This is a genomic window from Mesorhizobium japonicum MAFF 303099 (assembly GCF_000009625.1).
Taxonomy (GTDB): Bacteria; Pseudomonadota; Alphaproteobacteria; order Rhizobiales; family Rhizobiaceae; genus Mesorhizobium; species Mesorhizobium japonicum.
Window position 1 is genome coordinate 1,217,755 of sequence record NC_002678.2, and the last position, 24,742, is coordinate 1,242,496.

The window sequence follows — 24,742 nt, forward strand, 5'->3', positions numbered from 1 at the left end:
ATCGCCGCTTCTGTCAGCCATCGACCTCGAGCGGCAGGCCGGCGCCGGTGTTGGCCCGGTCGAAACTCACTGTCTTGACCACGGCGAAAACGTTGCCACCGAGCCGCAGTTCCAGCGCCTGCCGCGACTGTTCGGTGATGCGGGCGAGCACCGTTGCGCCATTGCAGTCGATGCCGACCTCGACCGCCGGCCCCTCGCCCGGGCTGATCGCGACGATCGTGCCTGGCAGGATGTTGAGCGCGCTGAGGCCTGTCGGTTTCTCGGTGGCGATCATGACATCGCGGGCGCGGATGCGGACACGCACCGGAGCGCCAGTCTGCATTGCAAGGCGCGGCACGCGGATCTCGCCGGCGGCCGAGCCGAGCACGGTCATTCCGAATGCCTCGTCGTGGCGCAGCACCTTGGTGTCCAGCACCGCGCCACCCTCGCCGCGTTCCTCCGCCGGCAGCAGGTCAAGCCTTTGCATCACCGCTTCGGTCGGCCCACTGGCAACGACCTTGCCTTGCGCCAGCATCACCACGTCGCTGGCCAGCCGCGCCACCTCGGCGACCGAATGACTGACATAGACGATCGGGATCTTCGTCTCGTCGCGCAGCCGTTCGATATAGGGCAGGATCTCGGCCTTGCGCGCCTCGTCGAGCGAGGCCAGCGGCTCGTCCATGAGCAGCAGTCCGGGGCTGGCCAGCAGCGCCCGCCCGATCGCCACGCGCTGCTTCTCGCCGCCGGAGAGTTTTGCCGGACGCCGCCCGAGCAGCGGGCCGATGCCGAGCAGGTCGATGACGGCATCCATGTCGGCGTAGCGCTCCTTGGCCGGCGTGAACCAGCGGCCGTAGCGCAGATTGCTGGCCACGCTCATATGGGGAAACAGCCGTGCGTCCTGGAACACCATGCCGATGCGCCGCCTGTGCTTTGGCACGAAAATGCCGGCATCCGTGTCGACCAGCACACGGCCCTCCACCTCGATGCAGCCCTTATCAGGCCGGATCAGCCCGGCGATCATGTTGATGAGCGTGGTCTTGCCCGAGCCTGACGGACCGAACAGCGCCGTCAGCCGCCCGGCGCTCTCGAAGCGCGCCTCGACGGCGAAATCACCGAGCCGGTGGCCGATGTCGACGCGGACGCTCATTCGATGTCCATCCGCCGCCCGACGCGCCGCGCCAGCACTTCCGAGGCGACCAAAGCCGCCATCGAGATGACGATCGAGATCAATGTCAGCCGCAGCGCGCCCTCATCGCCGCCCGGGACCTGCGTAAAGGTGTAGATCGCCGAGGGCAGCGTCTGCGTCTCGCCCGGAATGTTGGAGACGAAGGTGATGGTCGCGCCGAACTCCCCCATCGCCTTGGCGAAGGCCAGGATGGCGCCGGCGATCAGCCCGGGCAGGATCAGCGGCAGCGTGATGGTGGCGAACACCCACAAGGGATTGGCGCCAAGTGTTCCCGCCGCCGCCTCCATCTTTCGGTCCACCGCCTCGATCGACAGCCGGATTGCGCGCACCATCAGCGGAAAGCCCATGACGCCGCAGGCCAGCGCCGCACCCGTCCAGCGAAACGAGAAGACGATGCCGAAATGTTCGGCCAGGAAGGCGCCGGCCGGACCGCGCTTGCCAAAGGTCAAAAGCAGGAGATAGCCGGTCACGACAGGCGGCAGGATCAGCGGCAGATGAACCACGCCGTTGAGCAGCGTCTTGCCCCAGAATTGCCCGCGGGCAAGCAGCAGCGCGATGGCTATGCCCGGCGGCAGGCTGGCGAGCATCGCCACGGTCGCCACCTTGATGGACAGCCGGACCGCATTCCATTCGTCGGGAGTGAGGTCCAGCAGCCAGGTCATATTGCGCTATCAGGCCCTGTTCAGTTGCTCGGCGTGAGCACGGTAAAACCCTGTTCCTTGAAGAGCGCGCCGGCTTTGGCGGACTGCAGGCATTTCAGGAAAGCCGTCGTATCCTTGTCCTTCGAATCGGCGGTCTGGGCAACCGGATAGATGATCGGCGGATGCGAATCCTCCGGGAAGGTGCCGACCACCTTGACGCCCTTGTCGGCATGCGCGTCGGTGGCATAGACGATGCCGAGAGCGGCCTCGCCTGTCGAAACCAGCTTGAGCGCCGCGCGGACATTCTCGGCCTGCGCCACCTTGCCCTCGACCGAGGACCAGACGCCGAGCGATTCCAGTGCCGCCTTGCCGTACTTGCCGGCCGGCACCGCCTTGAAGTCGCCCATGGCGAGCTTGCCGTCGCCGACGAGCTTGGCAAGGTCGAAACCCTTCTCGATCTTGGTCTCGACCGTCGAATCCTGCGGCGCCACCAGCACGATCTCGTTGCCGAGCAGCTTCACCTCGGTGTCGGGCTTGGTCAGCTTCTTGTCGGAAAGATATTTCATCCAGTCGAGGTCGGCCGAAATGAAGACGTCGGCCGGCGCCCCGCCCTCGATCTGCTTGGCCAGCGCCGAGCTCGCCGCATAGGAAACGGTCGCGGCCTCGCCGACATCGGCCTCGCAGGCCTTGTTCACCGCGTCGAGCGCGTCCTTGAGGCTGGCCGCGGCAAACACCACGACCTTGTCTTGCGCATATGCGGCCGGCATCGCTGCCATCAACGCCGCCGCCAGACCGCCAATGGCGATCGCCTTCAACCCGAAACCTTTGCGCGTCATTGAAAACTCTCCCTGGTTTGAAATCCTTGCGGCGCGAAGCCTGCCGATCGATATATCCGCATGAATATAACAAGGAAAGGCCTGGCGCCTGTCGAAAACGCCTATGCCCCGCCGATTGTTCTGGTAAGACGGACGGGAAACCCTAATGCATGTCGCCCAAAAGTGATCTCGGTTTTGGGAGAACGACATGCATAAAAGCAATGGAGAGCCCGATGAAGATCAGTGCCCGCAACGTGCTCAAGGGAACGATCACCGAGATCGTCAAGGGAGCCACCACCTCGCATGTCAGGATCGACATTGGCGGCGGCGCCATCGTCACCGCCTCGATCACCAATGAAGCCGTCGCCGACCTCAAGTTCGAAAAGGGCAAGCAGGCCTATGCCGTGGTCAAGGCCTCGGACGTGATGGTCGGCATCGACTGAGCCGTCTGCGGCTCAAACGGCGATCGGCGCCTGGATCGATGCGTCGGCGACGTAGTTTTCCAGCCGGAAATCCTCGAAGCGGAAGGCGAACAGGTCCTTCACCTCCGGATTGATCCACATCGTCGGCAATGCCCTTGGCGTGCGCTGCAACTGCTCGCGCGCCTGTTCGAAATGGTTCGAATAGAGATGCGCGTCGCCCAGCGTGTGGACGAAATCGCCCGGCTTCAGCCCGGTCACCTGCGCCACCATCAGCGTCAGCAGCGCGTAGGACGCGATGTTGAAGGGCACGCCGAGGAAAATATCGGCCGACCGCTGGTAGAGCTGGCAGGACAGCCGGCCCTCGGACACGTAGAACTGGAACAGGCAGTGGCAGGGCGGCAGCGCCATCGCCTCCACCTCGGCCGGGTTCCACGCCGAAACGATCAGCCGCCGCGATTGAGGATTGCGGCGTATCTCCTTGAGAAGGCCCGCGATCTGGTCGATCGAGCCGCCATGACCGTCCGGCCAGGAGCGCCACTGCCTGCCGTAGACGGGACCAAGGTCGCCATTCTCGTCGGCCCATTCGTCCCAGATCGTGACGCCATGGTCAGTCAGGTATTTGATGTTGGTGTCGCCGGCCAGGAACCACAGGAGTTCATGGATGATCGACTTCAGGTGCAGCTTCTTGGTCGTAGTGACCGGAAAACCGCGCGCCAGGTCGAAACGCATCTGGTAGCCAAAGACGGAGCGCGTGCCGGTGCCGGTGCGGTCGCTACGGTCGGCACCGTTGTCCAGCACATGCTGCAAGAGGTCGAGATATTGGCGCATCGGTTCCGGCTCGATTCGAGATTTCACCAATCATAGCGCATGTGTGCGCCGGCGCCACGCCTGTCTGAGATTCTTTCCCCACCCGGACAGGAAGCGGAGCGCTCTTCAGAACTCACTCCGGCGGACCGAAAGAGCAGAGAGCGTGCCGATCGGTCGCCAGAGCAGAAAATTGTCAGACGTCTCAGAGGGCGCCGAGTTTGCCCAGATCCTTGGCCACCAGATAGTAGAAGGTCACGCGGCTCTTGGTGTTGTCGGCGTGCATCGCCTTGCAGGTCTTCTCGATCGAGGCGTCGGCTTTCGCCCCGTCGCTGACGCCGAGCTTCTTGGCCACCCAGCTCTCCTTGACGCGCTCGAGCTCCTTCGGATCGGTGCAGGACACCAGCGAGGAATCGCGGTTCCTCAGCGCAATGCCCAGATGCTTGACGATCTTTTCGACCGCGTCGGCGCTGGCGCCCGCGTCGTATTTCTTCACGTCCGCAAGATAGTCGGCCATCAAAATTCCCCTCGTCGGCGCCACGGATCCGATCGATGAGGGCTGTGGCGCGCTTCGCTTGTGCGCTAGGTCGGTAACTCCTCACCGCTCGCAAAGCTTCCGTTGAGACCGCGCCCAAGTCAACCCTTGCCGTCGCAATTTGACACAGGGACAAAGCACCATTGCGGCCTTTCATTTCCACGCAACGCCCCCTATATTCGTTTTGTCGGCTTGACCGACTATGGCGATAAATGGGCGATGAAATAAGCCGTTCGGACCCGGGGGCGGTACCCGGCGCCTCCACCAAAAGCCGCTGTTGACGACAGAGCGGTTTTTGCTGGGGGCGAAATAGGATCGACGAAGGTGTAAAGATCGTACTTTTGCCCGGCATTGTACCACCGTCATCGGGCTAAACTTATAGTTGCCAACGACAACTATGCGGAAGCACGTCTCGCTGCTTAATGCAGTGCGATAGCTTCAAATCAAGCCCTAGGGGTTCGCACTTCTAGGCGGGGTTCGGAGGTACCTGGCAACAGAAACCTCCACTTCTCCCTCCCTCAATCCATGTCACGCGCAACCGCGGCCTTTTTTGCCGTCCGGACTGCGCACGGCCTTTGGCCGCGAAGCCGCCGCATCGCGTGTCTCTTTCTCCAGGCCAAGAAATGCAAAACGATTTCGATCGAGTCTTCGTGCTGACCGGTGGCCCGGGCTCCGGCAAGACCACTTTGATCGCAGCCCTGCGTCGGGCAGGCTTCGCGACTTCAGTCGTAGCCGGGCGTGGCATCGTCCGCGACCAGTCCTCGATAGGCGGAACCGCCCTGCCCTGGAGCGACCGCACACTGTTCGCCGAACTCATGCTGTCCTGGGAGATGCGCTCATATCAGAACGCGGTCGAACAGAAGGGACCGGTCTTCTTCGATCGCGGCGTGCCGGAAACGCTCGGCTATCTCAGGCTGAGCGGCCTGCCCGTGGCGGACCACGTCAGTACCGCCGCCAAGCGCTTCCGCTACAATCCGCGCGTGTTCATCGCTCCGCCCTGGCCTGACATTTTCGCGCAGGATGAGGAGCGCAAGCAGACGCCAGACGAGGCCAAGTGCACTTATCATGCGTTGGCCGAAATCTATACGGAGCTGGGTTACGAGCTGGTTCCGCTGCCCCTGGCGCCGGTCGAGACAAGGCTGCGTTTCGTATTGGCCGACGCAGGGTTGAATTAAAAAAGGCCGGGAAAACCCGGCCTTTTCATGCGCTTGCGAGCAGTGCCTACTCCGCCGGCGCTTCCACCGCCTCGCGCGAACGGCCGAGCGTGACCTTGGCCAGCGTGAAGGAAATCACTGCGCAGAGCGTAATGCCGGCGACCATCGGCAGCGGCGTGCCGTCGAAGAACACGCCGGCGACGCCCATGGCGAGCGCGCCGATGGCGAAGTGCAGCGTGCCCATCAGCGCCGAGGCCGTGCCGGCGATCTCGCCATGCTCTTCCATGGCCAGCACCGAGGTGGTCGGAATGACCAGGCCAAGGAAGCCATAACCAACGAACAGCAGGGCTGCCATCACGTCGAGCCGATCGACGCCCGTCGCCATGATCGCGAGCAGCACCACCATCGTCGAGGCGTAGCCGGTCACAGCGACACGCACCACGCGCCGCAGCCCAAAACGCTCGGCCAGCAGGCCCGTCAGCTGCGACATGCCAATAAAGGCCACCGCGTTGATCGAGAAGAACACGCTGTAGACCGAAGGCGACAGCCCGTAGTGGTCGATCAGGATGAAGGACGAACTCGACAGATAGACGAAGAAGCTCGCAATGCCGAAGCCGGCGATCGCCACCAGGCCAAGGAAGTTGCGGTCACCCATCAGGAAGCGGTAGCCGGCAAGCGCGGTGCCGAAGGAGGAACCGACGCGTTCTTCAGCCGGTCGCGTCTCCTTGAGCGAGGTGGCGAGCAGGATGGTGGCAAGGGCTGCCGCACCAGTCACCGTCCAGAACACGGCGCGCCAGCCGAAATTCTCGATGATCTGGCTGCCGGTCAGCGGCGCCAGGATCGGCGACACCGAGAACACCAGCATCAGCAAGGACATCAGCTTGGCCGCCTCATTGCCGGTGTGCAGGTCACGCACGATGGCGCGAGGCACCGCCATACCGGCGCTGGCGCCAAGGCCCTGCAGGAAGCGGAAGGCGATCAGCCACTCGATGGTCGGCGCCATGGCCGAACCGATGCCACCGACCATAAACAGCCCAAGCCCGCCATAGAGCGGCAGCTTGCGGCCGACCATGTCGGAGATCGGCCCGACGACGATCTGGCCGAAACCCATCGACAGGAAGAAGATCAGCAGGCTCATCTGCACAGCGGCGGTGCCGGCGTGCAGATCCGCGCCGATCGACGGCAAAGCGGGAAGATACATGTCGATTGCGAAGGGGCCGATGGCGGACAACAGGCCGAGCACGACCGCGATGCGGAGGAATTTGGGACTCATGATATTGGCTTCTTTCGAATTCTGGTTGCCGCCGCCAGGCGACGTCTAACCCAAGGACGTTCCATCCCGTGAGGTTCCGACACTCCAGCAGCGAATTCTGATCGTCCCGGGCGCGAAATCTCTTTATCGCATGTCCACAAATTTAGACAGTCTTGTCTAAATCGTCAATCACCTCTATATAGATTTTCATGAGAGCGAGCGTTTCTCCTGACATTTTCCCGCCACGCGGCCATGAGGCCAAGCGCCTGTCGATCGTCGACGCCGCCGCTGGCGTGTTCTGCCGCGAGGGCTTCGCCGGCGCCAATATCGACCTGATCGCCGCGGAGGCCGGCGTCTCGCGCCAGACCGTCTACAACCACCATGGCGACAAGGAAAAGCTCTTCATGGCCGTGGTGCGCGACCTCACCGATCGCTGCAATGTCGGCATCTTCGCCACCATTGCCACCTTCCCTGACCAGCCCGGTGATCTCGAAGCGGATTTGATCGGCTTTGCCGTGCGCCTGAACCAGAACTGCATCTGCAACCGCGACGGAAAATTCCTGCGCAAGCTGATCCAGACCGAAGGCGAGCGCTACCCCGAACTGTTTGCCGAATGGCGCGAACAGGGTCCGGGCACGACGTTGCCTGCGATCGCCGCCCGCTTCGCCCGCCTCGCCTATGGCGGTTACCTGACGATCGACGACCCCGACGTCGCGGCGCGCCAGTTCTTCGGCCTGGTCAACGCCGAACTGCAGACCACCTTCATGCTCGGCGGCACGCCGCGCGAGGACGAAGTGGTGCGATCGGCGACGAATGGCGTGCGCACCTTCCTGCGCGCTTTCGGCAAGCGCCCTGCCCCGGGCAGCGTCAAAAAGCACATTGCGCTGGCTAACGCATAACATTTGCGGTTGCCGGTAAGCCGCCTTGCCGATCAAATCGTCGGCAATAGTCCTCGCTTCGACGCGACGGTGGGCTATATCAGGTTTACGCCGCGCTCAAGCTTGATTACAGCTATGCGGACGATTCAACGGAACCCGACCACCACATGGCCGACGACCACATCCGCTACGACATTCTGGCCCAGGAGGCGTTGCGCGGCGTCATGCGCAAGGTCCTGGCCGAGGTCGCACGCACCGGCCTCCCCGGCAACCATCATTTCTTCATCACCTTCCTGACCGGCGCGCCCGGCGTGCGCGTCTCGTCGCGTCTGCGCGAGCGCTATCCCGAGCAGATGACCATCGTCATCCAGTTCCAGTACTGGGACCTCAAGGTGACCGACACCGGCTTCGAGGTTGGCCTGTCCTTCTCCGACGTGCCGGAGAAACTGGAAATCCCATTCTCGGCCGTGCGTGGCTTCTACGATCCCTCGGTCAATTTCGAGCTTGAGTTCGACGTCAAGACCGATGCGCAGCCTGAAGAGGAACCGGCCCAGCCCGCGTCAGAGCCGTTGACCATCGTCTCCGAGAAGAAGCCGAAAGCCGAGAAAAAGGCTGCCGCCGAGCCGGAGAAGAAGCCCGCCGCGACCGAGGCCGGCGCCAAGGGCGCCGAAGTGGTTTCGCTCGACGCCTTCCGCAAGAAATAGGTTCGCGGTCCGCGCCATGGCCGACATCGTCAATCTCCGCCAGGCTCGCAAGCAGAAGGCGCGGGACGAGAAGACGCGCGTCGCCGAGCAGAACCGGGCCCTGCATGGCCGTTCCAAGGCGGAGAAGCACCGCGACCGGCTGAATGCCGACAAGGCTGAGAAATTTGTCGCCGGCCATCGCCTCGACCCGTCCGGCAAGGACGAGCAGTGAGTCTCCGGCCGTGAGCGTCGTCGAAAAGCGCTCAGTGACCATTCGCGGCCATCGCACCAGCTATTCCCTCGAAAAGCCCTTCTATGACGACCTCGTCGCCATCGCCGCGGCGAGAAAGCTGACGCTGGCCGCGCTTGTCGCCGAAGTCGATGAGAAACGGCCCCGCGACACCAACCTATCCTCGGCGCTGCGGCTGCATGTGCTGGAATGGGCGAAGCGCGGAGCCAGCTTGGACTAGACGCCCTCGACCGCGTCCGCCTTTTTCCCGCGCCTGGTGCCGAAGCCAAGCAAGGTCGAATGGTCGCGTTCCTCGGCCTGTTTTCTCGACCGCACGCGCATCAGATCCTTCCAGCCGGCATAGCCGACCAGTTGCAGGCTTTCGCGGGTCACGACCGGCAGATGCGAGACATTGGCCATCAACAGCTTGTCGGAGAGGCCTTCGAGATATTCGTCGGGATAGGCAAGCGTCACCTTGCTTCCGGCAAGCAGGTCACTGAGCCTCGTCGTCCTGTGCTTGCCGGCACGGCGCCAGCGCAGGATCGCCGGTGGATCGATGAGGCCGAGCACCCGCCTGTTCTCGTCGATGACCGGGAAGCTCGGATGCCGGGTTTCCGGCGCGGTCAGGAAGGCGGCGGCGCCGTGCAGCGTCATCGTCGCCGGCACGCTCTCGACCTGCGCCGTCATCACCTCGCGCACCCTGGTCAGCGCGAACGGGTCGACGCGGTATTCGCGCACGAGGTGGTGCCCTCGCCTGGCGATCTTCTCGGTCAGGATCGACCGCTTCATCAGCAGCACGGTGACGGCATGCGCCGCAGCACAGGCCGCGATCAGCGGCACCAGCACATGCGTGTTGCCGGTCAGTTCCACCGCAAAGAACGTCGCCGTCAGCGGCGCCCGCATCGTGCCGCCCATGGTCGCCGACATTGCAAGCAGCGCCCAGAAGCCCGGATCCGCCGCTGGCAGGATGCCGGCGAGCACCGCCCCCATTGCGCCCCCCATGATCAGCAGCGGCGCCAGCACGCCGCCGGAAGTTCCCGAACCGAGCGCCACCGACCAGATGATAGCCTTGATCACCAACAGCAGCAGCGCGGCGGTCGCGACCGTGCGGCCATCCAGCATGTCGGCGATGTTGTCGTAACCGACGCCGAGCGCCCGTGGCTCGATCAGCCCGCCGATGCCGACCACCAGGCCGCCGATCATCGGCCACCACATCCAATGGATGGGCAGTTTCTGGAAAGCGTCCTCGCAGGCATAGACCATCTGGGTGAGCAGCCCCGACAGCAGGCCGGCGCAGATACCGACCAGAACCCAGCCGCCAAGTCCGGTGAACGAGACCGCCATGCCGCCCTGAAACGGAAAGATCGGCCCTGGCAGATGCAGCGCGGTGCGCTCGACCTCGGCAATGATCGCGGCAACCGCCACGGGAATGAAGGAGCGCGGCGTCCATTCGAACAGCAGCAGTTCCACCGCCAGCATGATGGCCGCGATCGGCGTGCCGAACACGGTGGTCATGCCGGCCGCGGCCCCCGCCACCAGCAGCGTCTTGCGTTCATTGTCGCTGACCGGCAGCATCTTTGCGATCAGCGAGCCGATGGCGCCGCCGGTCATGATGATCGGCCCTTCGGCGCCGAACGGTCCGCCGGAGCCGATAGAGATCGCCGACGACAGCGGCTTCAGGATCGCCACCTTGGCGCCGAGCCGTGAACGCCCGAGCAGGATCGCCTCGATCGCCTCGGGAATGCCATGGCCGCGGATCTTCTCGCTGCCGTAGCGCGCCATCAGGCCGATGATCAGTGCGCCGATGACCGGCACCACCACCGCTGCAAGCCCAAGCGGCGTGTCCTGCAATTTCAGCTCGGCGAGCGTGAACTGGCCGAAATAGGCAATGTTGGTGGCAAGCCGGATCAGTTTCAAAAGCGCAATGCCGGCGAACAGCCCCGCCGTGGCGACCACCACGGCTATGGTGGCAATGGTCAGCACCCGCGCGTCGGTGGTGAAATCGCTGAGATGGCTGTTTTCGGAGGGCTTCATGGCGGGCTTTCTGGCGGCGGCCGGATCTCGAATGTGCGGCATGGCGGAGATGCCGGCGGGCTTTTCGGCTCGCTATGTATCGTAACACGATATAAATTCAAGCCGGTTTTGCAGCAAAACCGTTTGAGCCTTTAGCCGGAATGGAACAAATGTCTGGAATGACGCAGCCCAGGAAATCTCGCCCCGCCATCGAACTGGCCGACTATCAGCGGCTGTCCGAGTTCCGCTATCTGATCAGGCGGTTCCTCGAATTCAGTCAGTTGCAGGCGGAAGACGCCGGCCTGACACCGCGCCAGCATCAGGCCTTGCTGGCGATCAAGGGCTATCCGGGCGGCGGACCGGTGACGGTCGGCGATCTGGCGGAGCGCCTGCGCATCCGCCATCACAGCGCCGTCGAACTGGTCAATCGCCTGGGCGACGCCGGATTGGTCGTGCGCGACCAGGACAAGGACGACCATCGCCGGGTGCTGCTGCGGCTGACCGAGCGCGCCGATGATTGCCTGGCCGAGCTGTCGGCGGCGCATCTCGACGAGCTTTCGCGCATCGAACCCATGCTGAGGCGCTTGCTCGATCATGGCCGGGAGTGACCCTCGGCATCCTGCGCTGGATGGCACCTTTATTTTCGGGCGCCCGCATCTTTTGGCTTCCCGGCATCGTCTAGGCGATGAGAGGCTCAAAAGGCGCAAGGCAATCGAGAGGAAGACCAGCGATGAAACGCCAACTGATACGCTACAAGATGAAGCCCGAACGAGCCGACGAGAACGAGCGGCTGATCCAGGCCGTTTTCCAGGAATTGCGCGACAAATCGCCGGACGGCGTCCGCTACATGACGTTGCGCGCCGCCGATGGGACATTCATCCACCTGGTCGAAACGCAGACCGATGCGCATTCTGATAGCATCACCGGCCTGGCCACATTCAAGGCCTTTCAACGCGGCTTCGGGGATCGCTGCAGCGAACCTCCGCAACGCGACGAGATGGCCGTGATAGGCAGCTACCGGATGCTGGATGCGTGATCCAGGCAGATGAGGTCGCAGAACGGAGGCTCATGAACATTCCTATTTCTGGCGGGCAGCATGGGCTCTTCGAGCGCCTGTTTGCGGAATTGCGCCCCAAGCTGCACCGCTACTGTGCCCGCATGACCGGCTCGGTCTTCGATGGCGAGGATGTGTTGCAGGAGACGCTGGCCAAGGCGATCGAGGCCTTGCCCGGTGCCGGCCCGATCGCCAATCCTGAAGGCTGGTTGTTTCGCATCGCACACAATGCGGCGCTCGATTTCCTGCGCCGCCGCGCCCGCGAACAGGCCTATTCCGACGAGGATCTGGACATGATCGTCGACCCGGCGAATCCCACCATCGATCGCCAGGCCGCTTCTGCGGGGCTCCATACCTTCATGCGCCTTCCCGTCACGCAGCGAAGCAGCGTCATCATGATGGACGTTCTGGGCTACTCCTTGCAGGAGATCAGCGCCATGCTCGATACCAGCATTCCCGCGGTCAAGGCCGCGCTGCATCGCGGCCGCGACCGGCTGCGCCAGATTGCCAACGAACCCCACGACCGCCCTCTTCCAAGACTGGGCGCCGCGGAACGTCAGTTGCTCAACGCCTATATCGATCGCTTTAATGCCCGTGATTTCGACGCGGTGCGCGACATGCTGGCTGAAGAGGTGCGGCTGGAACTGGTGGCCAAGACACGGCTGAACGGCCGCGAGGAAGTCGGCACCTATTTCGGCAACTATTCCCGGGCGCAGGATTGGCATCTCGTGCCCGGCTTCGTTGAAAACAGGCCGGCGATCCTCGTGCACGATCTCAACGACCCGGCGACGCGACCCGCTTATTTCATCGTGCTGGCCTGGCACGACGGCAGGCTTGCCGCCATCGGCGATTTCCGCCACGCCCGCTACGTCGCTGACAGCGCCGATATGCACGCTCTTTGAAACGATTTCGGGACGCGAAGGCTTCGCCCTACTGCCCTACTGCCCTATTGCTACTGCAACGACTTCAACAAATTGTCGATCGTGAACGGATTGGACTTCGGCTTGGCTGGCGGCGGCGGGTTGTCATTGGCTTGCGGCAACGGCGCAGGCTCGACCCTGGGCGCCTGTTCAGCGGCCCTGCGCTCGGCTTCGAGCCTGGCCTTTTCCTGTGAAGCGATGCGCATCGCCTCTTCCGCCTTCTGGCGTTCCTGCTCGGCCTGCGCCTTGGCCACTTCGTCGGCGGCCTGCTGCTCGGCCGCGGCCTTGGCATCGGCATCGGCTTTCGCCTTGGCTTCGGCATCAGCCTTGGCTTTCGCTTCAGCGTCGGCCTTCGCCTTGGCCTCCGCTTCAGCCTTCGCCTCCGCATCGGCTTTCGCCTTTGCTTCTGCCTCAGCCTGGGCTTTGGCCTCCGCTTCGGCCTGCGCCTGGGCCTCAGCCTCCGCTTTCGCCTTGGCGTCCGCCTCGGCTTTCAACCGCGCCGCCTCTTCCTGCTGGCGCAGTTCCTCGGCGGCCTTGTCGCGCGCGTCCTGCAGGGCCGCGTAGTAGCGCACCTCGCGCCGCAGCCGCTGCTTTTCGAGCAACGCCGCCTGCATCGCCTCGACGCGCTGCTGTTCCTTCTCCAGCGCGCGCTGGGTCAGGAACTGCGCCAAAGGCTCGCTGTCGAACTGCCGCTTGAGGGCGCCGAACGGCCCCTGGGCGATGAAATTGACGGCCGGCTCGGAGCCGACCAGTGCCTCGTCGCCGGGCCGGTAGGTGATGGCGCCCTTGGCGGAAACCGTGCTGGTGTTGAGATCGGCAGTGACATCGGCGGACAAAGTCGCCGCCGGGTTTTCGAGACTGATCGGCGGCGCCCTCAGCGTACCGCCCGCAATCGTGAAGGCGATGTCGGCATTGCCGGCGGGGAAATTGCCATCGGCGGCGATCCCGGGCGCGAAATCGGCGGTCTTGGCCGCGTCGATGTCGCGCCCGATCGCATCGGCCTTGGCCAGCAAAGCGCTGAACGCGTCGGGATTGACGCCCGCGACCTGCAAACCCTTGAGCGCCGCAGTGCCGGAACCCGAGAGGGCGGCGATCATCGCATCGACCGACTTGCCGCTGGTCGACAGCGTCGTCGAGAAATCGCCGACGCCGCCAATGCCGGCATCCGGCAGCACGTTCGCCAGATCGGCGCCCGCAAGCTTCATCTGGCCGCTGAAAAGCCCAGTGCCCTCATTGTTCTTCAGCTCGAACAGGCCGGTCAACGCCCCGCCAAGGAGTTTTGCCTTCAGGTCCGAAACGCGGATGCCTTCCTGGTCGAGCTTCAGCGAAAAAGCGGCGTCATAGGCGGTGGCGAGCGGTCCCGCTGCCAGGGCCGCCGTCGTCAGGTCGAGATCGGCGGTGAACGGCAGGCTGGACTTCTGGCTGAAGGGGGCTGCCGGCCAGGCGCCGCTCTTGTCGCTCGCGCTCTTGTCGGCTGCATTTTTGTCGGCAAGGAAAGCGGAATCGCCGAACAGCGCCACGGCCATCGGATCGAGGTCGAGCTCGTCGAGTGCCAGCGCGCCGGCCAGATGTGGCACGCCGTCCTTGACGTCGATGTTGACGTCGCCGGACACCGCCGCCTCGTTGATCGCGCCGCTGACATTGTTCAGCACCAGCAGCCCGTTGCCGTAGTCGCTCTGCGCCGAGAGCGATGTCGACATGCCTGCCCCCATGCCCGGCAGGCCAATGCCTGATGTCATCAGCCACGGTTCGATGTCGGCGGCATCGAGGTTGATCTTGCCCTTGGCGGTGGGGCCTTGCGGGGTGTCCGCGACGGTTCCCTCGAAACTGGCCTTGAAGTCATTGCCGGCAAGGCTGAAAGTCGTCGCCAACCCGCCGCCCAATGTGCCTTTGGCCTGAATGTCGGTGGTTGCCTCGCCCAGCATGCCGAGCGGCAGCGCAGGCAGGCCGTAAAGCGCCAGCAGCGCGGTCGCGTCGGGGTTTTTGGCGTTGAAGGTCAGTGTCACCGGCGCCTCGAGAAGCTTGTCCGGCGCGCCCTTGCCCGACAGCGAAGCCGAAAAGGCCGAGCCGCCGGCCTTGCCCTGCCCGCTCACCGCCAGGCCCGTCGTGCCATCGCCATTGTCGGCGGCACTTGCCACGAGGTCGACGCGTGCGTCCTGGAACAGGTCCGGATAGGCGGCAGCACGGCTCGCCAGCCCCTTCAGCACCGCATTGTCCGGATAATGCTGCGCGGCGACGTCGATCAGCGGCTTGAGGTCCACAGCGACAACCGATGCGTCGAGCTTGCCGGTCGGGCTCGCCGGAAAATCCTTGATCCGGCCCGTGGCACTGATCGAGGCGCCGGCCAATCCGCCGACCGACAGCCGGTCGACTTCAAGCAAGCCGTCGCGCAGCCTGAGCGCGGTATCGACGGTGTCGGCGGTCAGCCCGCCGGCGCTGACCGGCCCGGCCTTGATCTGGAAATCGAGATCGCGGTCGGCAAAGCGGTTGGCGCCCTTGTCGCTGACGAAAATCGAGGCGAAGGCCGCCAGCCCGTCGACGTCGAGTTCACCGCCTTCGAGCCGCATCAGCACCGCTGGTCGGGCTTCGTCAGGCTGGCTGGAATCGATGCGGCCGGAGAATTTCGCCTTGCCCAGGATCAGCTCGAGATCGCTGAAGGCCTGACGCTTTTCCGTCAGATCGACCTTGGCCTTGAAGCCGGCGGCGGGCAGACGGCGGATCGCCTCGTCGACATCTTTCGACAGCCAGGCAGCAAAACCGGAAGGCTGCGCCACGGCCAGCAGCAGCGAGCCGCTGAAGCCGAAGTGACCCTCGACGCTGAGCATGCCGTCAGCTTCCAGCGTGGTGCGTCCGGGCAAGGTCGCGGCGAGCGATTTCACCGCCCAGCCGCCCTCGGCCGGCTCGGCGGACAGATGCACGTCACGCACCGTGGTGTCGCCGGCCACCACCGCCGGCAGCTTGACCTCGACGGTGCCGGGGATGGTCGGCTTCGGCAGTGCCAGCAGCGCCTGCTCCAGCCCGGCAATGCGCTGGTCGAGCGTCAGGCCGGCGCCGGCCTCTGCGCCCACCGCCTCGTCGAACTGCACCTGCGCGCCATTGGCCTCGATGGCGAAGTTCGGCTTCTGGCCGAGATCGACAGAAGCCTTGCCATCGGCGGTGTAGGGATTGTCCAGCGGCCCGGTCTCGAAGCGGAATTCGTCGACGCCAAGCTTCTGGTGGTCGAGCGAGAACTTGCCGTTCAGGCGAAAGCCGGGATCAGGCTTGCCGGCGCTGACCTTCACCGTCTCGCCATCGGTGCCGCGCAATTGAGCTGAATTCTTATCGGCGCCGGAGATCTTGAACTGGCCGGAATAGACGGCAGCACCTTTGACGATGCCGGCATTGCCGTCGGTTTCGATGACCAGCGGATAGGCGTCGGGATCGGCCTTCAGCCGCAGCCGCATCTGGCCATTGCCTTCGGCCTTGCCGGTCGATGCCGCGACCGTGGTGCGCAATCCGTCGAGCCGCAACGTGCCATCCAGGCGCCACGGGCCGGCCAGCGACTTGGCCGAAATGGTCGAATTGATCTCGGAGAAGATATGGCTGCGTCCGCCGGCGGCGTGGCGCAGTTCGATCTGCCCCTCCGTCACCGTCAGCTTCTCGATCGAGATCTGGTTGAGGTCGAAGGGCGAGGACGGCCGCATAGCCCAGTCGACGGTGCCGTCATTGGCAATATCGATGGTCGCCTTCGGATGCACCAGCCGCATGTCGAAGATCAGCACCTCTCCGCGCAGGAAGGGCGCCAGTTCCGCATCCATCGAAAACGTCTCGACGGTCATGGCCGGCTGGCCATTGGGGCCACCGGCCACGGCAACGTTGGAGAAGGTCACCGAGGGAAATGGCAGCAGCCTTGCCGTGGCGTCGCCCTGCACGGTCACCTTGCGGCCAAGGATGGCGCTTGCCTCGCGCTCGAACTCGGCGCGGTAGCCGGTCCAGTCCACAAAGTACGGGACCACCAGCGCCGCGCACAGCACCAGCACGAACAGGCCACCGAAGATCACGAACAGGCGTGCGAGCATCAGCTCCGAACAGGTTGATTGAAATTCTGCCGCACTCTACCTGCATCCGCGTGTCGATAAAGAGGCAATTCATCCAGTATTGCGTCATCCCGGGCGATCTGAAACAAATCCGGCAAAAGCGGAGATTTTTCAGATGTCAGGCAAGAACTGGGACCGCGTGCCGATCGACGCGCAGAGCGTCGATGCGCCGCTTTCGCAATCGGCGATTTTTCTTGTCGTCACCGTCGCCGGCGAACAACCGGCCCTTGCCAAGGTTTGTTCCGTGCTCGGCGAGCTTGATGATCTGGTCAAGACTGTCGGCTTTCGCGACCTTGGCGGCCGCCTGTCGTGCATTGCCGGCATCGGCCGCGACCTCTGGGATCGCCTCAGCCCCGGCCGGCGGCCGCTGGAACTGAAACCGTTCGCGCCGATCAAAGGCGCGGTCCATTCGGCGCCATCGACGCCGGGCGACCTTCTCTTCCACATCCGGGCCGAACGATCAGACATGTGCTTCGAGTTCGAGCGTATCCTGCTCGACCGGTTTGGCCCTGATGTGAACGTCGTCGACGAAGTGACGGGCTTTCGCTATTTCGACGCCCGCGACCTGCTCGGCTTCATCGACGGCACCGCTAACCCGACCGGCCTCGACCTGCCGGCCTCGGCGCTGGTCGGCGACGAGGATGGCGACTTTGCCGGCGGCTCCTATGTCGTCGTCCAGAAATATCTGCACGACATGCAGGCCTGGGCGCGCATTCCAACGCCCGAGCAGGAGGCTATCATCGGCCGCACCAAGATCGACAACATCGAAATCGATGATGACGACGCGCCGCGCAAATCGCACAAGTCGCTGGCCACCATCGAGGATGCCGACGGCAACGAATACGACATATTGCGCGACAACATGCCGTTCGGCAGGCCCGGGCAGAATGAGTTCGGCACCTACTTCATCGGCTATTCCAGGTATCTCTGGGTCACCGAAAAGATGCTGCAGCGCATGTATGTCGGCGATCCGCCGGGCGCCTACGACCGCCTGCTCGATGTCTCGACACCGCAGACCGGCACGACATTCTTCGCGCCAACCCGCCCAATGCTGCAGGCCCTTGTCGAGGGCGTGCAGCAGCAGCTTCCCGCAGCACGGTAAAGCGGCTGCCGACAGCCCTTATCGCAGGGATCAGCGTGCGTCGCGCTTGGCTTGCGCCACCTTGCCCGCCTTGCGCTGCCGGCCGAGTTCCGCCGGCCGCACCAGCTTCGGCGCCCGCTCGTTGGTCACGGCCCGCATGCCCTTGTGAGCCGTGCGTGAATTGTGTGCGGGACCGTCCGCCGGCGCACTTTGCTTCATGGCCAGCGCCTTGCGTGCATTCCCGACCAGCGAAATGCGAGCCGCCAGCTGGCGTCGCCGTTCGGCCTCGCCATTCAGCCGCCGCATCGCCATGGCCAGCACCGCCAGTTTCACCTGCGAACCACTATCGGCCTTTGAGGCGGCAGCCCGTTTCGGCGCGCCCTTGCCGCGTATTTCACGCCGGCGGCGGTGTGCTTCGGTCTGCGCCTTGTCGCGCCGCTCGCGCAGCAGCTTGACCAAGCCGGAAAGGTCGGCATCGGAAAGCTCCTGCACCGCCGGATGGTGTGATCTCTCCACCAGTTCCTTTTCGTCGGCGCTCAGCGCGCGGGCTTCTTCCTTGCGTGAAATGGCCATGACAGTTCTCCTCCGCTGGCAACGCCTGACTTGTCAGGCTTGCCGCGGAAGGAGCCTCGACCCGAATGGTGGCGCGGTCAAGACGAGCTATTGGTTGCGGCCTCAGCCGAAAAATTGTCTGCTGGCGATCCACGACAGTGGACTAACTCGGTAGCGATCAAATGACTGGGAGATCGAAATTGGCGAAACGGCTGCCATATCGCGAGGGCTCGGTCTTTCGGATTCCCCTGCCCGATGGAGGCTTTGCGAGCGGAGTGGTGGCGAGAATGGCCCCGCGAGGACGAATACTTCTGGGCTACTTTTTCGGGCCGAAAATGTTTTCGGCGGATATAGCCGCGAGCGATCTTCTGCCGAGTGAAGCTGTTCTCGTCGGGCGATTTGGCGATCTACATCTCATAGACGGCAAGTGGGAGATCTTTGGAGAGATGGGCGGCTGGAACCGGGCCGATTGGCCTATCCCAGAATTCATCCATCACGACGCGCTACACATCTTGCCAGACACGATCGTCCGATATTCAGACGACGATATCGTCCTGGGAACCAGAGAACGGAGACCTGTGATCCCAACAGGCCTCGCTGAAGATGGACTGATGGGTGCGGAGTTTGTCGAAATCAGTTTGAGCGAGCTACTGGCGGACAGACCGTAAATGCGGGTAGTTGGCTTGCGCACCTGCCAATTTTCTAACCTCGACCGATCCACCCCACAGCCGGCAATATCTTGCCGGGATTCATGATGTTTTGCGGGTCGAGCGCCTGCTTGATGGAACGCATGATATCGACACCGTGGCCGAGTTCGGGCCGCAGGAAGCCGATCTTGCCCTGGCCGATGCCATGCTCGCCGGTGCAGGTGCCGTCCATGGCGATCGCCCGCAGGTTGAGCCGCGCGACGAATTTCTCCGACAGCGCGATCTCCTTGGGGTCGTTGACATCCATCAGCACCAGCACGTGGAAATTGCCGTCGCCGGCATGGCCGACGATCGGCGCGATCAAGCCCATTTCGGCGATATCGGCCTCGGTCTCGGTGACGCATTCGGCAAAGCGCGAGATCGGCACGCAGACATCGGTCGACAGGCCCTTGGCGCCCGGCCGCAGCGTCAGCGAGGCCCAGTAGGCATCGTGCCTGGCCTTCCACAGTTTGGTGCGTTCCTCGGCGACGCTGGTCCACAGGAACGGCCCGCCGCCATTTTCCTCGGCAATCATGCCAAAGGTCTCGGCCTGTTCGGCCACGCCGGCATCGCTGCCGTGGAACTCGACGAACAGGCACGGGCTCTCGGGATAATCGAGCTTGGAATAATTCTTCATCGCCCGCATCTGCAGCGCGTTGACCAGCTCGATGCGCGCCACCGGAATGCCCATCTGGATCGTCGCGATGACGGCGTTGCAGGCCGCCTCGACACTTGGAAACGGGCAGACGCCGCCCGAGATCGCCTGCGGAATGCCTTGCAGCTTCAGCGTCAGCGAGGTGATGATGCCGAGCGTGCCTTCCGAGCCGACCAGCAGCCGCGTCAGATCGTAGCCGGCCGAGCTCTTTTTCGCCCGCTTGCCGGTCGTCACTGTCTCGCCGTCGGCCATGACGGCCGTCAGCGACAGCACGTTCTCGCGCATGGTGCCGTAGCGCACCGCATTGGTGCCGGACGCCCGCGTCGCCGCCATGCCGCCGAGCGAGGCATTGGCGCCAGGATCGATCGGGAAGAACAGGCCGGTGTCGCGCAGATGACGGTTCAGGTCCTCGCGCGTCACGCCGGGTTCGACCGTGCAGTCGAGATCCTGCGGATTGACCGCAAGGATGCGGTTCATGCGCGATGTATCGACCGAGATGCCGCCGCCGGGCGCGTTGGTGTGGCCTTCCAGCGAGGAGCCGACGCCAAAGGCGATCACCGGCACGCGATGCGCGGCGCAGGCGCGCACGATCTCCTGCACCTCGGCGGTCGTCTCGGGGAAAGCGACACCATCTGGCGCCTGGGTCGGTATATAGGTGGTGGTGTGCGCATGCTGGGCGCGGATCGCCTGGCCGGTCTGAAAGCGCTCGCCCAGCTGCTGCTTGAGGATGCCGAGCACCGCCGCGATGCCTTCCTCATTGCGTTCGACCGGATTGAGGTCGCTCAGAGCCATGAATTCCTCCGCGAATGGACCAGCGTCCACGCTTGTTATGCGATTATGGATGCGTAGTCTCACCCACCAGGCCGTGTCCAGCACCAGAACAAGGAAGTTTCCATGTCCATCCCCGCCCCCTTCGTCTCCAAGCCCATGGACATCGAGAAGGACTGGATCGACTACAACGGCCATCTCAACATGGCCTATTACAACGTGCTGTTCGACCGCTGCTCGGACGAGGCCTTCGAGGCGATGGGCATGGGGCTGGACTATGTGAAACAGCGCCGTCTCACCATCTACACCGCCGAAGTCCATGTCTGCTACGTCCAGGAACTGCATCTGGACCACAAGGTCCAGGTGTCCTTCCAGCTCATCGACCATGACGAGAAGCGGCTCAGGGCCTACCAGGAAATCCGCCATATCGACGGCTGGCTCGCCGCCACCTCCGAGACGCTGTCGCTGCATGTCGACATGTCGGGGCCGAAGGTCGCGCCCTTCCCCGCCGATGTGATGGCCAAGGTCGAAGCCATGCGCGCCGCCCATTCAGTGCTGCCGATGCCCGAGCGGGCCGGCCGTTCGATCGGTATCAAACGCAAATAGGGCGAAGCCGACACCGCTCCGAACAGAGTGACGGGACCTCAAAGCCACACCGGCAAGCCAAAATCGCGGAACCCTCAAATCGGCCGGCGCCAGTGCTTGATGCCGCCCGGCACCCGCATTAACCTTACCGAGGTTTTAACGGGAACAAGCCAATTGAGCCGTTGAACGACTCAGCGGAGCGGTCGAAAACGTCCGCACTGGGTTGTTTTACGGACGGCGGGGCGAAGCCGGTTCGAGGGACGTGCATGAAAACCGACATCAAGATCGAGGTGGACAGGCTGGCCGCTGATCCGCGCATCACGGACTATGATTTCTGGCGTTCGCTCAAGAACGTCGACAACGAGATCTTCCACATCGCCAACAACAACGAGCCGATCCCGTTCGACATGATCCGCTGGCGCAGCATCTTGAAGCGCGCCCGCCTGAAGCGCGGCCACGCGTAGCCTGGCGAAACGGCTCGCGAAGATCAAATCACGCAGTTCACGGCGACCGCTTCACCGCCGCCAGCGGCGAGCGCGCCACCACCGGTGACGACTGGATGATGGCCGTATTCGTCATCGCATAGGGAATGATCCGGTCGATTACCCGTTCGAGTTCGGCTACCGAGCCGACATGCGCGAGCGCGATGAAGCAATCCTCGCCGGTCACGCGGTCGCATTGCGCGATCTCAGGCGTTTCGCGGATGATCTCGGCCACCACGGACAATTGCCCAGGCACCGGCCGGATGCGCAGCCATGCCGACAGCTTCAGGCCCAGCGCGGCGGGGTTGATCTTGACGCAATAGGCCTCGATCACGCCGTTTTCCTGCAGCCGCTTGATGCGCTCGGCAACACTCGGCGCCGACAGGCCGACCGAACGCGCCAGCTCCGCCGTGCTGGCGCGCGCATCCTTTTGCAGCAGGCGCAGGATCTTCATGTCGGCCGCGTCGAGATCGATATTTTCAGTTCGAAGGCGTTTCACGGATAAATCCTTGCCTTTGGAAATGAGATTGCGAGAGAGGCCGGCCATTCGCCATATAAAGTGGAAAAACTGCCTGCGATACTGATCCGATGAACGATCAGACGCAAGCACCCGCTGCCCGCCCTGCCGCCCTCGACAGCCTGGCGACAAGACTGCCGCCGCATGTCTGGTTCGGCGTCAGCGCCGTCTTCCACTATCTCGGCCCGGCCTTCGCCGTGCTGCTTTTCCCTCATGTCGGCGTGCTCGGCATGGCGTGGCTGCGCATCGCCACCGCGGCACTGATCTTCGCGCCGCTGACGCGCCCCTGGCGAAGCTTCGCCCGCGCCGATCCCCCGACGCGGCTGCTGTTGCTGGCCTTCGGCGCCTGCCTGGCGGTGATGAACTGCTCCTTCTACCTGGCGCTCGACCGCTTGCCGATCTCGTTGGTGGCGGCAATCGAATTCGTCGGCACCATCGGCGTCGCGCTGATCGGCCTCAGGAGCGCCCGCAACCTCGTTGCCCTTGCCGTGGCCGTCACCGGCACCTTGCTGTTGATCGACGTCAAATGGTCCAGCGATCCCGTCGGCCTGTTCTGGGCCTTCCTCAACGGCGCGCTCTTCGTCGGCTACATCGTGCTCGGCCACCGTGTCGCCCGTTCGGGCGCCGGCGACGGCATTGCGGGCCTCGGTGCCGCCATGGCGGTGGCATTCATCGTCGTGCTGCCTATCGGCTTCAGCGACGCGCTGCCGGCGTTCTTCTCGCCGCCACTGCTCATCGCCGCCATCGGCGTCGGCATCTGCTCCTCGGTCATTCCCTATATCTGCGACCAGCTTGCCATGTCGCGATTGCCGCGCTCGAGTTTCGCGCTGATGCTGTCGCTGCTGCCGGTCACCGCGACGCTGATCGGCGTCATCGTGCTGCACCAGATTCCAAGCCTCGGCGATTGCCTGGGGATCGCACTGGTCGTCGCCGGCGTTGCCTTCCACAAGCCGGCGAGCACCGATTAGGCAAACCGCCTACGCCAGCTTCTGCTTCAGGAAAGCGATCGTCCTGCCCCAGGCGAGATCGGCCGCCTTCTTGTCGTAGCGGGCCGCCGACGTATCATTGTTGAAGGCATGGTTGGCGCCTTCATAGACATAGACCGTGTATTCGACATGCGCGGCATCGAGCGCTTTCTTGAAGGCATCGATGCCGGCATTAGTGCGATCGTCCAGCCCGGCATAGTGCAGCAGCAGTGCCGCCTTGATCTTCGCCGCGTCGGCGGCATTCGGCTGCATGCCGTAATAGGCGACGCTGGCAGCGAGGTCGGGCGCGTTGACAGCCAGCATGTTGGCGGTGCCGCCGCCCCAGCAGAAGCCGATGGCGCCGACCTTGCCGTTGCCGTCCTTGTCACCTTTCAGGAAAGCGACGGTCGCCACGGCGTTGGCGACGGTCTGCGCCGGATCGAGTTTGGTGAACATGTCGCGCGCCTTGTCCTCGTCATCAGGCGTGCCGCCAAGCGGCGACAGGAAATCCGGCGCCAGCGCCACGAATCCCTCCAGCGCCACGCGCCGGGCGACGTCGCGTATATGCGGGTTGAGCCCCCGGTTTTCGTGGATGACGATGACGGTGCCGAGCTTGCCGGCCTGGTTCGCCGGCCTAACCAGATAGCCCTTCATCTCGCCGCCACTGCCGGGATAGCTGATGTCCTCGCCTTTCACGCGGGCATCGTTTTCGGCAACGATCGCCGCCTGGGCGGAATTCGCCGCCAGCATCGGCGCGATCGCGGCCGCCGCGGCACCCGATCCGGCAAGCCTGGTCAGCTGTTCCATGAATCGGCGGCGATCGAGCGTCAGATGCGTGTATTCGTCATAGGCATCGATCATCGCCTGCGTGATGACAGGTTTGTCAGCAATGGGGGATCTGGTCACGGGGGCGCTCCTCGACTTTGGTGTCCTTGCGTTCGCAAGATAGGGGCTAGCCTCACATCGTCCAGTCACGGCTCAGTCACGCTCCCGTTCCCTGGCAAGCCGCGGCAACCATCATCACAATTTTGTCATCGGCGACAAATCTTGATGGCGCTGCCACAATAGTGGGGGAAACTGACTATCCGGCCGGTCCATGACGCGGCCGCGGTCCTAAGGGCCTGACGTGAAAGGAAAACTGATGACCATGACCTCGCCGATCCTGGCAACCGCCTTCATGGCTGCCACAGCCGCCATTCTGGCGATGCGCGCAACCATTGTGGCGGCGAACCGGAAGTCCATGGTCAAGGTCCGCAGCCGCCAGCGTCATCCGGCAAACACGAAAACCCAGGGTTGAGGTGAAGTCATGGACGTACAGGATATCGTGAACACCGTCTCGCAGAAGGCCGGCCTCGACCAGGCAACGACCGAAAAAGTCGTCGGCACCATTTTCTCGGTACTCGAGCACGAGGCGGAAGGCACCAGCGCCTCATCCTTCTTCGCCAGGATTCCCGGCGCCGATGCACTGGCGCAGAAATATGACGTCATGGCCGCCGCACCGGCCGGCGGCGGTGGCGGCTTCCTGTCGTCGCTGCAAGGCGCGCTTGGCGGCGTTCTCGGCGAAAAGGCGGGCGCGCTGGTCAACGGCCTCGCCGCCCTCAAGGCATCCGGCCTCGATCTGGCGCAGATCCAGAAGGCCGGCGAGACGTTGGTCCAGCAGGCCGAAGCCGCCGCCGGCCCCGATCTGACCAACCAGGTGCTGGGCTCGGTGCCCAGCCTGAAGAGCCATCTCGGGCTCGGCTAGAGCAATTCCAGGAAAAGCGTGTGCGGTTTTCCCGGGAAAAGCGCGCAGCGCTTTCCCTTGGGACTA

The 24,742-nt window shown here is 63.9% G+C and carries 28 protein-coding genes and 1 other RNA gene; 17 read left to right on the plus strand and 12 right to left on the minus strand.

The window, feature by feature from the left end; translation table 11 throughout:
* Window positions 1–13 precede the first annotated feature (13 nt).
* The 3 genes from modC to modA are packed head-to-tail and all read right to left on the minus strand — an operon-like array spanning window position 14 to window position 2,642.
* Window positions 14–1,126, minus strand: coding sequence for a molybdenum ABC transporter ATP-binding protein (modC, locus tag MAFF_RS06990; protein WP_010910184.1), 1,113 nt, complete (start codon window positions 1,124–1,126; stop codon window positions 14–16).
* A complete protein-coding gene (gene modB, locus MAFF_RS06995) occupies window positions 1,123–1,827 on the minus strand; it encodes a molybdate ABC transporter permease subunit (RefSeq protein ID WP_010910185.1) in 705 nt (234 codons plus the stop codon). The genes modC and modB overlap by 4 nt, the downstream gene beginning before the upstream one ends.
* A 20-nt stretch (window positions 1,828–1,847) precedes the next feature.
* Complete coding sequence (modA, locus tag MAFF_RS07000) at window positions 1,848–2,642, minus strand: molybdate ABC transporter substrate-binding protein (RefSeq protein ID WP_010910186.1); 795 nt, start codon at window positions 2,640–2,642, stop codon at window positions 1,848–1,850.
* Window positions 2,643–2,854: 212 nt separating this feature from the next.
* On the opposite strand from modA, the gene MAFF_RS07005 reads away from it, so the two are divergent.
* Window positions 2,855–3,064, plus strand: a complete 210-nt coding sequence (locus tag MAFF_RS07005; protein ID WP_010910187.1) for a TOBE domain-containing protein — start codon at window positions 2,855–2,857, stop codon at window positions 3,062–3,064.
* Window positions 3,065–3,076: 12 nt separating this feature from the next.
* On the opposite strand, the gene MAFF_RS07010 is transcribed toward MAFF_RS07005, so the two are convergent.
* Together MAFF_RS07010 and MAFF_RS07015 are read right to left on the minus strand one after the other, a co-directional pair.
* Window positions 3,077–3,871, minus strand: coding sequence for a thymidylate synthase (locus tag MAFF_RS07010; RefSeq protein ID WP_010910188.1), 795 nt, complete (start codon window positions 3,869–3,871; stop codon window positions 3,077–3,079).
* Between the two features lie 181 nt (window positions 3,872–4,052).
* The gene (locus MAFF_RS07015; RefSeq protein WP_032930772.1) at window positions 4,053–4,364 is read right to left on the minus strand and encodes a DUF2853 family protein; all 312 of its coding nucleotides are present in this window, start codon (window positions 4,362–4,364) and stop codon (window positions 4,053–4,055) included.
* Window positions 4,365–4,529: 165 nt separating this feature from the next.
* On the opposite strand from MAFF_RS07015, the gene ssrA reads away from it, so the two are divergent.
* Together ssrA and MAFF_RS07020 are read left to right on the plus strand one after the other, a co-directional pair.
* Window positions 4,530–4,890, plus strand: a transfer-messenger RNA (tmRNA) gene (ssrA, locus tag MAFF_RS37005).
* A 115-nt stretch (window positions 4,891–5,005) separates the two neighbouring features.
* A complete protein-coding gene (locus MAFF_RS07020) occupies window positions 5,006–5,557 on the plus strand; it encodes an AAA family ATPase (RefSeq protein WP_010910190.1) in 552 nt (183 codons plus the stop codon).
* A gap of 46 nt (window positions 5,558–5,603) precedes the next feature.
* Here the strand turns inward: MAFF_RS07020 and MAFF_RS07025 are convergent, their stop codons facing one another.
* A complete protein-coding gene (locus MAFF_RS07025; RefSeq protein ID WP_010910191.1) occupies window positions 5,604–6,809 on the minus strand; it encodes a multidrug effflux MFS transporter in 1,206 nt (401 codons plus the stop codon).
* 188 nt (window positions 6,810–6,997) lie between these two features.
* On the opposite strand from MAFF_RS07025, the gene MAFF_RS07030 reads away from it, so the two are divergent.
* From MAFF_RS07030 to MAFF_RS07045, 4 genes are all read left to right on the plus strand, one after another.
* Entirely contained in the window at window positions 6,998–7,687 is a 690-nt protein-coding gene (locus MAFF_RS07030; protein ID WP_010910192.1) for a TetR/AcrR family transcriptional regulator, read from the plus strand.
* A 146-nt stretch (window positions 7,688–7,833) separates the two neighbouring features.
* Window positions 7,834–8,370: an SspB family protein gene (locus tag MAFF_RS07035; RefSeq protein ID WP_010910193.1), complete on the plus strand. Its 537-nt coding sequence runs from the start codon at window positions 7,834–7,836 to the stop codon at window positions 8,368–8,370.
* A 16-nt stretch (window positions 8,371–8,386) separates the two neighbouring features.
* Window positions 8,387–8,581: a DUF4169 family protein gene (locus MAFF_RS07040; RefSeq protein ID WP_010910194.1), complete on the plus strand. Its 195-nt coding sequence runs from the start codon at window positions 8,387–8,389 to the stop codon at window positions 8,579–8,581.
* A gap of 10 nt (window positions 8,582–8,591) precedes the next feature.
* Entirely contained in the window at window positions 8,592–8,819 is a 228-nt protein-coding gene (locus tag MAFF_RS07045; RefSeq protein WP_010910195.1) for a ribbon-helix-helix domain-containing protein, read from the plus strand.
* Here MAFF_RS07045 and MAFF_RS07050 read toward each other — a convergent pair.
* On the minus strand, window positions 8,816–10,654 hold the full coding sequence (locus MAFF_RS07050) for a chloride channel protein (protein WP_010910196.1): 1,839 nt from the start codon (window positions 10,652–10,654) through the stop codon (window positions 8,816–8,818). The genes MAFF_RS07045 and MAFF_RS07050 overlap by 4 nt on opposite strands.
* A 107-nt stretch (window positions 10,655–10,761) precedes the next feature.
* On the opposite strand from MAFF_RS07050, the gene MAFF_RS07055 reads away from it, so the two are divergent.
* The 3 genes from MAFF_RS07055 to MAFF_RS07065 all read left to right on the plus strand — a co-directional run bounded on the left by MAFF_RS07055 (window position 10,762) and on the right by MAFF_RS07065 (window position 12,547).
* The gene (locus tag MAFF_RS07055) at window positions 10,762–11,199 is read left to right on the plus strand and encodes a MarR family winged helix-turn-helix transcriptional regulator (protein ID WP_044550590.1); all 438 of its coding nucleotides are present in this window, start codon (window positions 10,762–10,764) and stop codon (window positions 11,197–11,199) included.
* Window positions 11,200–11,321: 122 nt separating this feature from the next.
* The gene (locus MAFF_RS07060) at window positions 11,322–11,627 is read left to right on the plus strand and encodes a hypothetical protein (RefSeq protein WP_044547993.1); all 306 of its coding nucleotides are present in this window, start codon (window positions 11,322–11,324) and stop codon (window positions 11,625–11,627) included.
* 32 nt (window positions 11,628–11,659) lie between these two features.
* Complete coding sequence (locus MAFF_RS07065; RefSeq protein WP_044547994.1) at window positions 11,660–12,547, plus strand: sigma-70 family RNA polymerase sigma factor; 888 nt, start codon at window positions 11,660–11,662, stop codon at window positions 12,545–12,547.
* Between the two features lie 50 nt (window positions 12,548–12,597).
* Here MAFF_RS07065 and MAFF_RS07070 read toward each other — a convergent pair whose 3' ends face one another.
* Window positions 12,598–16,623, minus strand: coding sequence for an AsmA family protein (locus tag MAFF_RS07070; RefSeq protein ID WP_010910200.1), 4,026 nt, complete (start codon window positions 16,621–16,623; stop codon window positions 12,598–12,600).
* 133 nt (window positions 16,624–16,756) lie between these two features.
* Here MAFF_RS07070 and MAFF_RS07075 point away from each other — a divergent pair, with 133 nt between their 5' ends.
* On the plus strand, window positions 16,757–17,743 hold the full coding sequence (locus MAFF_RS07075) for a Dyp-type peroxidase (RefSeq protein WP_010910201.1): 987 nt from the start codon (window positions 16,757–16,759) through the stop codon (window positions 17,741–17,743).
* Between the two features lie 30 nt (window positions 17,744–17,773).
* On the opposite strand, the gene MAFF_RS07080 is transcribed toward MAFF_RS07075, so the two are convergent.
* Entirely contained in the window at window positions 17,774–18,295 is a 522-nt protein-coding gene (locus tag MAFF_RS07080; RefSeq protein WP_010910202.1) for a hypothetical protein, read from the minus strand.
* Between the two features lie 179 nt (window positions 18,296–18,474).
* Between MAFF_RS07080 and MAFF_RS36855 the strand changes: the two genes are divergently transcribed.
* Window positions 18,475–18,942 carry an Imm26 family immunity protein gene (locus MAFF_RS36855; RefSeq protein ID WP_157865929.1) on the plus strand — a complete coding sequence of 156 codons (468 nt, stop codon included), beginning with the start codon at window positions 18,475–18,477 and terminating at the stop codon, window positions 18,940–18,942.
* 34 nt (window positions 18,943–18,976) lie between these two features.
* Here MAFF_RS36855 and MAFF_RS07090 read toward each other — a convergent pair whose 3' ends face one another.
* On the minus strand, window positions 18,977–20,407 hold the full coding sequence (locus tag MAFF_RS07090; protein WP_044548000.1) for an FAD-binding oxidoreductase: 1,431 nt from the start codon (window positions 20,405–20,407) through the stop codon (window positions 18,977–18,979).
* A 102-nt stretch (window positions 20,408–20,509) separates the two neighbouring features.
* Here MAFF_RS07090 and MAFF_RS07095 point away from each other — a divergent pair, with 102 nt between their 5' ends.
* Window positions 20,510–20,989 carry a thioesterase family protein gene (locus MAFF_RS07095; RefSeq protein WP_010910204.1) on the plus strand — a complete coding sequence of 160 codons (480 nt, stop codon included), beginning with the start codon at window positions 20,510–20,512 and terminating at the stop codon, window positions 20,987–20,989.
* Between the two features lie 245 nt (window positions 20,990–21,234).
* Window positions 21,235–21,432: a hypothetical protein gene (locus MAFF_RS07100; RefSeq protein WP_010910205.1), complete on the plus strand. Its 198-nt coding sequence runs from the start codon at window positions 21,235–21,237 to the stop codon at window positions 21,430–21,432.
* A 37-nt stretch (window positions 21,433–21,469) separates the two neighbouring features.
* On the opposite strand, the gene MAFF_RS07105 is transcribed toward MAFF_RS07100, so the two are convergent.
* Window positions 21,470–21,949 carry an Lrp/AsnC family transcriptional regulator gene (locus tag MAFF_RS07105; protein ID WP_080512039.1) on the minus strand — a complete coding sequence of 160 codons (480 nt, stop codon included), beginning with the start codon at window positions 21,947–21,949 and terminating at the stop codon, window positions 21,470–21,472.
* An 89-nt stretch (window positions 21,950–22,038) separates the two neighbouring features.
* Between MAFF_RS07105 and MAFF_RS07110 the strand changes: the two genes are divergently transcribed.
* Window positions 22,039–22,935: an EamA family transporter gene (locus MAFF_RS07110; protein ID WP_010910207.1), complete on the plus strand. Its 897-nt coding sequence runs from the start codon at window positions 22,039–22,041 to the stop codon at window positions 22,933–22,935.
* A 9-nt stretch (window positions 22,936–22,944) separates the two neighbouring features.
* Here the strand turns inward: MAFF_RS07110 and MAFF_RS07115 are convergent, their stop codons facing one another.
* Window positions 22,945–23,793, minus strand: coding sequence for a dienelactone hydrolase family protein (locus MAFF_RS07115; RefSeq protein ID WP_010910208.1), 849 nt, complete (start codon window positions 23,791–23,793; stop codon window positions 22,945–22,947).
* A gap of 280 nt (window positions 23,794–24,073) precedes the next feature.
* On the opposite strand from MAFF_RS07115, the gene MAFF_RS39950 reads away from it, so the two are divergent.
* Together MAFF_RS39950 and MAFF_RS07120 are read left to right on the plus strand one after the other, a co-directional pair.
* Window positions 24,074–24,229, plus strand: a complete 156-nt coding sequence (locus MAFF_RS39950; RefSeq protein WP_080511806.1) for a hypothetical protein — start codon at window positions 24,074–24,076, stop codon at window positions 24,227–24,229.
* Window positions 24,230–24,238: 9 nt separating this feature from the next.
* A complete protein-coding gene (locus MAFF_RS07120) occupies window positions 24,239–24,676 on the plus strand; it encodes a hypothetical protein (RefSeq protein ID WP_010910210.1) in 438 nt (145 codons plus the stop codon).
* Window positions 24,677–24,742 lie beyond the last annotated feature (66 nt).

Bases quoted from the DNA above. Each gene is read 5' to 3' on its own strand.
- MAFF_RS07115 (WP_010910208.1), bottom strand. From the start codon at position 23,793: ATGATCGATGCCTATGACGAATACACGCATCTGACGCTCGATCGCCGC.
- MAFF_RS07065 (WP_044547994.1), top strand. From the start codon at position 11,660: ATGAACATTCCTATTTCTGGCGGGCAGCATGGGCTCTTCGAGCGCCTG.
- modB (WP_010910185.1), bottom strand. From the start codon at position 1,827: ATGACCTGGCTGCTGGACCTCACTCCCGACGAATGGAATGCGGTCCGG.
- MAFF_RS07110 (WP_010910207.1), top strand. From the start codon at position 22,039: ATGAACGATCAGACGCAAGCACCCGCTGCCCGCCCTGCCGCCCTCGAC.
- MAFF_RS39950 (WP_080511806.1), top strand. From the start codon at position 24,074: ATGACCATGACCTCGCCGATCCTGGCAACCGCCTTCATGGCTGCCACA.
- modA (WP_010910186.1), bottom strand. From the start codon at position 2,642: ATGACGCGCAAAGGTTTCGGGTTGAAGGCGATCGCCATTGGCGGTCTG.
- MAFF_RS07025 (WP_010910191.1), bottom strand. From the start codon at position 6,809: ATGAGTCCCAAATTCCTCCGCATCGCGGTCGTGCTCGGCCTGTTGTCC.
- MAFF_RS07095 (WP_010910204.1), top strand. From the start codon at position 20,510: ATGTCCATCCCCGCCCCCTTCGTCTCCAAGCCCATGGACATCGAGAAG.
- MAFF_RS07060 (WP_044547993.1), top strand. From the start codon at position 11,322: ATGAAACGCCAACTGATACGCTACAAGATGAAGCCCGAACGAGCCGAC.
- MAFF_RS07020 (WP_010910190.1), top strand. From the start codon at position 5,006: ATGCAAAACGATTTCGATCGAGTCTTCGTGCTGACCGGTGGCCCGGGC.
- modC (WP_010910184.1), bottom strand. From the start codon at position 1,126: ATGAGCGTCCGCGTCGACATCGGCCACCGGCTCGGTGATTTCGCCGTC.
- MAFF_RS07030 (WP_010910192.1), top strand. From the start codon at position 6,998: ATGAGAGCGAGCGTTTCTCCTGACATTTTCCCGCCACGCGGCCATGAG.
- MAFF_RS07055 (WP_044550590.1), top strand. From the start codon at position 10,762: ATGTCTGGAATGACGCAGCCCAGGAAATCTCGCCCCGCCATCGAACTG.
- MAFF_RS07075 (WP_010910201.1), top strand. From the start codon at position 16,757: ATGTCAGGCAAGAACTGGGACCGCGTGCCGATCGACGCGCAGAGCGTC.
- MAFF_RS07010 (WP_010910188.1), bottom strand. From the start codon at position 3,871: ATGCGCCAATATCTCGACCTCTTGCAGCATGTGCTGGACAACGGTGCC.
- MAFF_RS07120 (WP_010910210.1), top strand. From the start codon at position 24,239: ATGGACGTACAGGATATCGTGAACACCGTCTCGCAGAAGGCCGGCCTC.
- MAFF_RS07070 (WP_010910200.1), bottom strand. From the start codon at position 16,623: ATGCTCGCACGCCTGTTCGTGATCTTCGGTGGCCTGTTCGTGCTGGTG.
- MAFF_RS07080 (WP_010910202.1), bottom strand. From the start codon at position 18,295: ATGGCCATTTCACGCAAGGAAGAAGCCCGCGCGCTGAGCGCCGACGAA.
- MAFF_RS07015 (WP_032930772.1), bottom strand. From the start codon at position 4,364: ATGGCCGACTATCTTGCGGACGTGAAGAAATACGACGCGGGCGCCAGC.
- MAFF_RS07035 (WP_010910193.1), top strand. From the start codon at position 7,834: ATGGCCGACGACCACATCCGCTACGACATTCTGGCCCAGGAGGCGTTG.
- MAFF_RS07040 (WP_010910194.1), top strand. From the start codon at position 8,387: ATGGCCGACATCGTCAATCTCCGCCAGGCTCGCAAGCAGAAGGCGCGG.
- MAFF_RS07100 (WP_010910205.1), top strand. From the start codon at position 21,235: ATGAAAACCGACATCAAGATCGAGGTGGACAGGCTGGCCGCTGATCCG.
- MAFF_RS07050 (WP_010910196.1), bottom strand. From the start codon at position 10,654: ATGCCGCACATTCGAGATCCGGCCGCCGCCAGAAAGCCCGCCATGAAG.
- MAFF_RS07090 (WP_044548000.1), bottom strand. From the start codon at position 20,407: ATGGCTCTGAGCGACCTCAATCCGGTCGAACGCAATGAGGAAGGCATC.
- MAFF_RS07005 (WP_010910187.1), top strand. From the start codon at position 2,855: ATGAAGATCAGTGCCCGCAACGTGCTCAAGGGAACGATCACCGAGATC.